The organism is Aquisalimonas sp., from assembly GCF_007120195.1.
In the GTDB taxonomy this organism is placed as follows: domain Bacteria; phylum Pseudomonadota; class Gammaproteobacteria; order Nitrococcales; family Aquisalimonadaceae; genus Aquisalimonas.
The window spans coordinates 1-7756 of record NZ_SKOG01000220.1 but is presented as its reverse complement, the minus strand read 5'-3'; the positions used below and the strand labels follow the sequence as shown (position 1 = coordinate 7756).

Sequence of the window (7756 nt, the reverse complement as noted above, 5' to 3'; positions counted from 1 at the left end):
CGATCCTCTACACCCACTGGAACGACAAGCGGGTCATCGCCATGTCGGATTGCCTGTGGGGCGTGCTTGACGGGATCAACGATAGCGGCCTGGCCTTGTCGCTGGCATTTGGCGGCCGGAAGGTGGTGGGAGATGGCTTCGGGGCGCCGATCATTCTGCGATACATACTGGAATTCTGCGAGACGGTGAAAGATGCCGCCGACGTCCTGTGCCGGGTCCCAACCCACATGTCCTACAACATCACCGTGACCGACCGCTCAGGCCGTTACATCACGGCCATGATTGCGCCAGACAGGAAAACTTCCATCAAGAGATCGGCAGTGGCGACCAACCATCAGAAGAAGAAGATCGAATGGCATGCCCATGCCCTGGCTTCGGAAACGCTGGTCCGGGAACGGCAGCTCTCGATTCTGGTGGCTGATGCGCGGATGACGGAAGAGCGCCTGATATCCGCGTTCACCGATGCACCGCTGTTTCGCCGCGATTACCGCCGGGGGCTGGGCACGGTTTATTCTGCCGCTTACTGGCCGGGATCAGGCCAGGCCAGATTTTTCTGGCCGTCCCACAGGTTGGATCTCTCGTTTGAAAACTTCGTGGAACAGACGGTGCAGATCGAATACGATCAAAAACGCAAGCGCAGTGGGCATGGCTCCCAAGTCTAGGTCGCGCCAGGGGGTGTACCCCGCCACGAAATCAAAACGACCCAGGTCCCGGCTGGAAAGCCTCACTTAGCGGTGAAGAATCCTGGAAAGCGAATTAAAACTCAAGGCAGGATCGATCATGCAGGAAACGCCGAACACAGAAACGACTTACACAGCACTTCGTTTCTATCACAAGATCTCGCAGCTACGCGCTGACACATGGAATTCCATCAAGCGGGAGTTGGGGAGGCTTAATAAGACCAGGGACAGTGCGCCGCGCAAAAATCTTGTTAAATCCATTGAAGTCAAGCTGACGCGCCTTGAGATCATCGAAGATTACCATGCGTTTCCCTCGAGAGGGGACTTCCGCTATCTGTGGGATCTCTTCAACAAAAATGATTATTCGCTGCTGGAACGGGTGGTCAAACGCCTGGTACGCGCGCTGATCAGCGAGTCTTACCGCCGGCGGCATATCGACCTCAGCGAAATAGATGGGGATTCCGAAGAACTGGACACCAGGGACTCCCTGGCGCAATTGCGCCGAGGTTCCCCCGCCTCCAGCAGCCTGGCGCAGCCGTATTTCGAACTGTTGATCGTGGACGCCATGTCACCGCAGGAGGAGGAGGTAGTAAAGGAAGCGTTCTACAGAGTGCGCCGCAGCGAGGACAGGTTCATCTACGATGTGGTCACGGTGAGGAGTTTCGAAGATGCGTTGATTGCGATCCTGATCAACCCGAACATCCAGGCCTGCCTGATCCGCTACGAGTTCCCGTACCAGTCCAAGTACAACCTCCGGGCCCTGCGCAGTTTCCTTGAAGGGCTATCCGAAAAGGAACTCGAGGACCAATCGGAGGCCGCCCGGAGTATTCTGCTCGGCTCCATTATCCGTGAAATACGCCCGGAGATTGACCTCTTCCTGGTGACCAGCGGCGATGTGGAGGAGGCGGCCAGCCAGGACATTCGGCACTTCAATCGCATTTTCTACCGCGCCGCGGATTATATCGAGCAACATCACACCATCCTGCGGGCCATCGATGATCGCTACCGGACGCCGTTCTTTGACGCCCTGCGCGAGTACAGCCGCAAGCCCACGGGCGTCTTTCACGCCATGCCCATCTCTCGGGGGAAATCCATCACCAAGTCCCACTGGGCGGGGCACATGATCGATTTCTACGGCATCAACATCTTCCTGGCTGAAACCTCGGCCACCTCGGGCGGGCTGGATTCGCTGCTGCAGCCGTTCGGGCCCATCAAGAAGGCGCAGGAATATGCGGCACGCGCCTTCGGTGCCCGCAAGAGTTATTTCGTCACCAACGGCACCTCCACTGCCAACAAGATCGTCGTGCAGGCCCTGGTTCAGCCCCGCGACATTGTCCTGGTGGATCGGGATTGCCATAAGTCCCATCACTACGGCATGGTGCTGTCCGGCGCGCATGTGGCCTATCTTGATTCCTACCCGCTGAATGAATACTCCATGTACGGCGGCGTTCCCCTGCGGGACATCAAGAGAACCCTGCTCGGCTTCAAGCGCTCCGGGCAACTGCACAAGGTGAAGATGCTACTGTTGACCAACTGCACCTTCGACGGCGTGGTGTACAACGTCAGGCGGGTGATGGAGGAGTGCCTCGCCATCAAGCCCGATCTGGTATTCCTGTGGGACGAGGCCTGGTTCGCGTTCGCCGGTTTCAACCCCACGTACCGTCCGCGCACCGCCATGCATGCCGCCAGGACGCTGCTGAACAGGTACCGCTCGGGCGCCTACGCGAAGGAGTACGCAACCTGGAAGGCCGAGTTTGATCTGCTGGATCCGGAGGATGATGAAACCTGGCTGGGCAACAAGCTGCTGCCGGATCCCGACACGGTCAGAGTCAGGGCCTACGCCACCCATTCGACCCACAAGACCCTCACCTCCCTGCGCCAGGGTTCAATGATTCATGTGCATGACCAGGATTTCCGCCAGAAGGTGGAGTCGGCTTTCCATGAAGCCTACATGACCCATACCTCCACCTCGCCCAACTACCAGATCCTGGCATCCCTTGATGTGGGCCGCATGCAGGCCGAGATGGAAGGCTTCGAGTTGGTGCACAGCCAGGTCGAAACCGCCTTGAGCCTGCGCGAGCGCCTGTACGACAACCCACTGCTCCAGAAGTACTTTCGGGTGCTGGTCAACAAGGACCTGGTGCCGCTCGAATACCGTGGCTCCGGCGTGGACTCTTACTACGACGCCGCCAGCGGCTGGGACCAGATGGAGGAGGCCTGGGCCAATGACGAGTTCGTAGTCGACCCGACCCGCATCACCATCGCCATCGGCAAGACTGGTATCGACGGTGACAAGTTCAAGAACGAATACCTCATGAACAAATACGGGATCCAAATCAACAAGACATCCCGCAATACCGTGTTGTTCATGACCAATATTGGCACCACCCGCGGTTCCATCGCCTACCTGATCGATGTGTTGATCAAGCTGGCTAAGGAGTTCGACCTGCGGTGGGAGGAGAGCAGCGGGCCAGAGAGACAGATCATCAAGAACCAGGTGAAATCCCTGACCGAGGATCTCCCGCCGCTGCCGGATTTCAGCCGCTTCCACGATGCCTTTCGGCCAAACCCGAACGGCAATACGGCGGAAGGCGATATTCGCCGCGCCTACTTCCTCAGTTACGAGGAGCAGAATTTCGAGTATCTGCGCTTCGATAACGGGGAGTTGCAGGAGATCATCAAGGCCGGGCGGGACGTGGTTTCCGCTTCCTTCGTGATCCCCTATCCGCCGGGGTTCCCGGTACTGGTGCCGGGCCAGGTCATCAGTGATCAGATTCTGTGCTTCCTGATGGCGCTGGATGTGACCGAGATACACGGTTACAGGCCCGAGCTCGGGCTGGTGGTGTTCACTGAGGAGGCACTGCAGGCAACCGCGAGGCGGGTACTCGAGGCGTAGAATTGCGCCGGCCGTGCGCGACGGTTCAAATGAGTGGGCGTGGCACCCCAAGCCTGCCTTCGGGTCTCGCAGCCGAACAGCCACAAACCTTGACGTAGGTCAGCTCACTGCAGCACGGAACATGCGATGGTATCAGTGAGGTTGGGGCTGCCTTTGGCAGGCACGCGAAGTGCGGAGAGTGGCTGGTGAGCGTACAGACCCTGGAAGATCTGATTAACTGGACGCAGCAACTCCACGGGCATCTCGCCACATGCCTCGCGGATTGCGCGAGACGCCAAGGGGATCAGCGGGCCAGTGCGCTCCTTGATTACCTGGCCGGCCATGAGCGAAAGCTGGAAAGTCTCGTCGCCGGGTTTAAGCAAAAGGCGGGCACCAAGGCATTGCGTGCCAGCTTTTACGATCCTCACTCCCGCAGGCCCATCGACGCGAGCCACATCTGTGACGGCCACTTCGCGGAGCTGCAATATGAGCAGATCTGGCGGGAGGTCATTGATTTCCACGGCCAGATCATTGATCGCTATAGAGCGCTGCTTCGCTCGGCCGGTGGCACCGAGGCGCGGGAATTGCTGGAATCATTGCTGGAAAGGCAAGAGCGCGAGGCCATGCGCCTTAGCCGGCAGGTGGGGCGCATGGCGGACCTCTGAGGCGTGTTGCCGCGAGCGGGTGACCGCCATTGCTGTGGTCTCCGGCTCCATCGCATGAGGGCGAGTGCCTGGGGATTGATCTTACAGTTACGGGTCCCTGGCCGGGTGTTGAACAGGGGAGGCAGAGTGGTTTTCCTTACTGGTAGGTAAGAATTTTGCCGGAGCGCTCAACCTGCTTGACAGACAAATCAGTCTAGGCTAGTATGCTGCACAGCAACATCGACAGGGCAAACAAACGGGGACGCTTCAAATGCTCGTTTGGGACTGCGCCCTTGATGTTCGATTCTCCTCCAGGCGACTGCCAAGTCGCCCTTTCCGCCCCCTCCCCAGAGGGGGCTTTTTTTTTGCGTGGCTGCGGCGGCCCTCTGGGCCGTCGCACGTCACGAGATCGGTGGCGAGCGCCCCTGTCCTTTCCCGGTTGGTGGTTCTCGGTCTATGATTGTTAGACGTCGCAACGGTCACTTTCATGGCGGTACCACGGATTGGTTCGAATACGGGGCGTGAGGCCCCGCAGGCGTCGGAGAATGGAGTCGCCAAGAGGCGGCCCCCGGTTGGTCAGAGGTTGATCCATGGACGCAACCCCATCACGCCCAATTCCGCCCGGAACCCGGATCGGCCATATCCATCTGAAAGTCGCGGATCTGGAGCGGGCACTAGGGTTCTATTGCGGAGTCCTTGGGTTTCAGCTCATGCAGCGATTCGGCTCGCAGGCCGCATTTATCGCCGCCGGCGGCTACCACCACCACATTGGCCTCAACACCTGGGAGAGCGAAGGCGGATCGCCGCCGGCGCTCGGCACAACCGGGTTGTTCCATCTGGCCATCCTGTACCCGACACGGGCCGACCTGGCTGCCGCCCTGCAACGGCTCATCGACGCCGGCATCTCCCTGGATGGCGCCGCGGATCACGGGGTGAGCGAAGCGCTGTACTTGCGCGACCCCGACAACAACGGCGTTGAACTCTACCGAGACCGCCCCGAAGCTCAGTGGCCTCGAACAGCAGACGGACAACTGGCCATGTACACCCGCCCGCTCGACACTAAGTCCCTACTGGCGGAAATCAGCGGGGGCCAGAAAGGCGCGGACTGAGCGCGCACAGAGATCGGCTTCACGCTCAGCGACGTTCCGGGCCATTGCCGCCGCCTCCCCTTGTAGCCCTCCCCCCGGCATGGATATGAAAGCCGCCATTCAGACCGCCTTTGCCGGATCGTCTTGTGCATCCCATTGTTCCGGAATGCGCAGCAGGCGTGCCGCTTATGGCCCGGTGGACGTCAGATACCCGGACTACTACCGCCCGATCCCGGAGATCGATCAGTGGATTCGCCGGCGTGTGCGGCCCCGCATGCCGGGTGGTGTAGGGACTGGGGTTTAGACGCTCCCGGTTATCCGATTAGCGCGCACTTTCCTCTTCACATCACCACATGTCATTTGCCATCAGTTTGCGTCGGGCCAACTCCTTCTCGCTCGGCTCGGCACTCGGGAACGAACCGGGCCGGATATCGCCGCCTGGTACATAGGTACTCATCACAACGCCGATGGGCGAAACCTGAGAGTGAACGAGCCGCAGCGCCGATGGCTTGGCAGTCTCGCTGAAGAGGCGCTTGCCACGCCCAAGCACCACTGGAAAAGTCCACACGTTGTACTCGTCGATCAGTGAGGCGGCCTGGAGCGTTTGAATCAAATTGCCGCTGCCAATTATCTGCAAGTCGGGGCCTGGTTGAGCCTTGAGAGCAATGATCGCCGAGACGACATCGCCGTGAAGCAGGGTCGAGTTGTTCCAGTGGAGCACCGCCAACGTGCGCGAAGCGACATACTTTTTCGCTGCATTGAGCGTCTTCGCAATAGGGTGGTCATCCGGCTGATACGGCCAGTACGCTTCGAATATCTGATAGGTCCTACGTCCGAGCACCAGCTCGCGATCCTTGCCGTCGAAACCTGATCCTGCGATGTCCATGCTTTCGTCCGCGTAGCCGAACATCCAACCGCCAAGGTTAAAACCGCCAGTGGGGTCTTCTTCCGGTCCGCCGGGTGCTTGCATGATGCCGTCAAGCGACGCAAACGTAGATACGATGAGCTTTCTCATGGAAACACTCCCGTCATGAGGCCGGTCGGGTTCGAGCAGTTGTTGGGCACACCGGCGCAAGCGCCTCTTCGGCAGCGGCCTGAGCGTGAAGGACCATGGTATCGAACAGCGGAACCTCGGAATCCTGCTGACTCACTAGAAGAGATATCTCCGTACACCCCAGGATGATGGCCTGTGCACCCTGAGAAGCGAGGTTCTCCATGATCCTCCGATACGCGGTCCGAGACTCCGGCTTCATGACCCCAAGGCAGAGCTCCTCAAAGATGATGCGGTGAACGGTGTCGCGGTCCTGAGCTTGCGGAACGACGACTTGAAGCCCATGCCGTTCGAGCCTCTCTCTGTAGAAGGGTTGCTCCATGGTGACGCGCGTACCGAGCAATCCCACGGTTGAGAGGCCAGCTCGCTTTATTTCGGAAGCCGTTGGGTCGGCGATGTGAAACAGCGGGATCGCTATAGCGGCCTCGATGCTCCCAGCGACCCGATGCATCGTATTCGTGCACAGAACCACGAAATCCGCGCCTGCTGCTTCTAGCGAACGCGCCGCATTGGCCAGGACGAGTCCCGCGGCCTCCCAGTCGCCATCTCGCTGAAGCAGCTCGATCTCGTGAAAGTCGAGGCTATACAAAATGATCTTCGCCGAGTGCAAACCGCCCAGCCGCTTCCTGATCGTTTCATTGATCTGGCGGTAGTACGGTACGGTGGACTCCCAGCTCATGCCACCGATCAGCCCAATAGTCTTCATGAAATCTCCCGATCAAACACTGGCGCGCCTTACGTCAAAGGTGTACGGCCGGCATGGGCATGTAGTGCCCCTTGTGTCATTCGACGCGTGTAATTCCTGGACATGGCGATAGTTTCTGAAAGCTGTGTTAAAGATGGGCTAGGGCGGGCATCGCGGGGACTCCATCGATCCACACGGCCCTGGAAACAGGTATACCAGCGCCGGCATGCGCTCCTCGGTCCGCATTCAGGCCACCGTCAGTTTTCCCGGTATTGTGATGATGGTTCATGACTCGAAGTCTGTCCCATCGGCGCCCTGGGTCTACCCTACCGTCTTCCATGGGGAGAAGCCGGCATCCCGCTCTGTCGAGCACAACGAAGGTTCACCAACACGTCGACCAGATGAGCAGCAAGAACGCTGTAGGGACGGGTTAGAACCCGCCATCCCCGGCTTTCACCCGGCCACTAATTCTGTGCCGGATCTGTCGTTTGAAGGGATAGGTCGCTGATCAATCGCGATGGATTGACGCTCACCTCTACTCACTGGGCCAGTGGAACAGCGGCTTTTCCTTGTTCACGAAACGCCGTACGGCCTCACTGTGTTCGTGGCTGGCGAAGGCGACGGTCTGCCCGGCGGCCTCGATTTCAAGCATGGTCCCCAAGTCGTTGAGCGTGGATACGTTGAGGCCGCGTTTGGTCAGGCTCAGCGCCGTGGGCGATGCGCCGCCCAGACT

7 protein-coding genes are annotated in these 7756 nt (G+C 59.4%); 4 read left to right on the top strand and 3 right to left on the bottom strand.

What is annotated here, in order from left to right; genetic code table 11:
- From QZT63_RS15655 to QZT63_RS15640, 4 genes are all read left to right on the top strand, one after another.
- Window positions 1–662: C45 family peptidase (locus tag QZT63_RS15655; RefSeq protein ID WP_290652428.1), on the top strand; the 662-nt coding region annotated here is incomplete at its 5' end.
- 118 nt (window positions 663–780) lie between these two features.
- Entirely contained in the window at window positions 781–3576 is a 2796-nt protein-coding gene (locus QZT63_RS15650) for an aminotransferase class I/II-fold pyridoxal phosphate-dependent enzyme (RefSeq protein ID WP_290652427.1), read from the top strand.
- Between the two features lie 185 nt (window positions 3577–3761).
- Window positions 3762–4220 carry an ATPase gene (locus QZT63_RS15645; protein ID WP_290652426.1) on the top strand — a complete coding sequence of 153 codons (459 nt, stop codon included), beginning with the start codon at window positions 3762–3764 and terminating at the stop codon, window positions 4218–4220.
- 569 nt (window positions 4221–4789) lie between these two features.
- Window positions 4790–5308 carry a VOC family protein gene (locus QZT63_RS15640; protein ID WP_290652425.1) on the top strand — a complete coding sequence of 173 codons (519 nt, stop codon included), beginning with the start codon at window positions 4790–4792 and terminating at the stop codon, window positions 5306–5308.
- A 325-nt stretch (window positions 5309–5633) separates the two neighbouring features.
- Here QZT63_RS15640 and QZT63_RS15635 read toward each other — a convergent pair whose 3' ends face one another.
- The 3 genes from QZT63_RS15635 to QZT63_RS15625 form a co-directional block, all read right to left on the bottom strand.
- Window positions 5634–6302: a dihydrofolate reductase family protein gene (locus tag QZT63_RS15635; protein WP_290652424.1), complete on the bottom strand. Its 669-nt coding sequence runs from the start codon at window positions 6300–6302 to the stop codon at window positions 5634–5636.
- A gap of 13 nt (window positions 6303–6315) precedes the next feature.
- Window positions 6316–7044, bottom strand: coding sequence for an aspartate/glutamate racemase family protein (locus QZT63_RS15630; RefSeq protein ID WP_290652423.1), 729 nt, complete (start codon window positions 7042–7044; stop codon window positions 6316–6318).
- Between the two features lie 514 nt (window positions 7045–7558).
- On the bottom strand, window positions 7559–7756 hold a 198-nt coding region (locus QZT63_RS15625; RefSeq protein WP_290652422.1), incomplete at its 5' end, for a hypothetical protein.